Annotated in this window: 1 protein-coding gene; it reads left to right on the top strand. The window is 41.4% G+C overall.

Annotated elements, in window-relative coordinates:
• Positions 1-251: 251 nt before the first annotated feature.
• A partial coding sequence (locus ACFSKL_RS06845) for an IS110 family transposase (RefSeq protein WP_376884721.1) occupies positions 252-1,071 on the top strand: 820 nt, incomplete at its 3' end.

Genomic DNA, 1,071 nt, shown 5'->3' with positions numbered 1-1,071 from the left:
TTTAAAAAAGTTGATTTCGTAAGCTAACGTTTGAGAGCATCGTGGCAAGATTTTTTGTAAATTACTAGTCTCTCAGCAAGGCCGATTTTAGAAATGTTGCCCTCGAGTAATCGAAGAGCACGGGCGCAATTCTGGTTGGGATGCTTGCGATGATTTCAGTGGCGGATTTGTCTTTAAAAGTCAGATACCCCGTTCAGAATATTTTCTAGCCAAAAGCACATCCCCTGAGAGACTTATCTATTCTTAATCAAATGGAACAGGAATCTATCTCCATGGAAGTCGTCAATCCGCAAGCTGCGGGAATTGACGTCGGCAGTCGCTCCCATTGGGTAGCAGTAGGTCAAACCGAGCATGATGTTCGGGAATTTGGGGTATTCAACCAGGATTTGTTTGCTATGGCAGATTGGTTGAAGGAAAGGAATGTGAGGACTGTAGCAATGGAAAGTACAGGGACCTATTGGCAAAATCTCTATGCCGTATTACTTTCACGGGGATTTCATCTGATACTCTGTAATGGTAAGTTCACCAAGAATATCAAAGGAAAAAAGAGTGATGTCATGGACTGTCAGTGGATCCAAAAACTACATACATTGGGGTTATTAACTGGAAGTTTTTTGCCTGATGGACAGACAGAGGAGTTAAGGACTTACTGCAGACACAGATCAAATTTACTTCATTCAGCTGCTGCAGCATCAAAGAAAATGCAGAAATATCTAAGGCTATTAAACTTCCGATTGGATGTAGTTGTAAATGATATTTGTGGGCTTACTGGACTGCTGATCATCAGAGCAATCTGTGAGGGCGAAACAGATCCAAAGAAGCTGGCTTCACTCCGACATGGGAATTGCAGAAAGAGTGAGGAAGAGATCGCAGCTGCCTTACAGAGTAATGGAAGGAAGGATTACCTTTTTGCCTTAAAACAGGAGCTGGACACTTATGATCACCTTCGAATGAAAATTGAAGATTGTGATAAAGAGATAGAGAAAAAGCTGAATGAAATCATCGATTCGGATGATAATAAGCGAGAACACTACCTCGAATCAAAACCCCATAAAAGAGTCAATAAGAATA

Source organism: Belliella marina (assembly GCF_042682445.1).
GTDB classification, from domain to species: Bacteria; Bacteroidota; Bacteroidia; order Cytophagales; family Cyclobacteriaceae; genus Belliella; species Belliella marina.
This window is presented reverse-complemented; position numbering and strand designations above follow the sequence as displayed.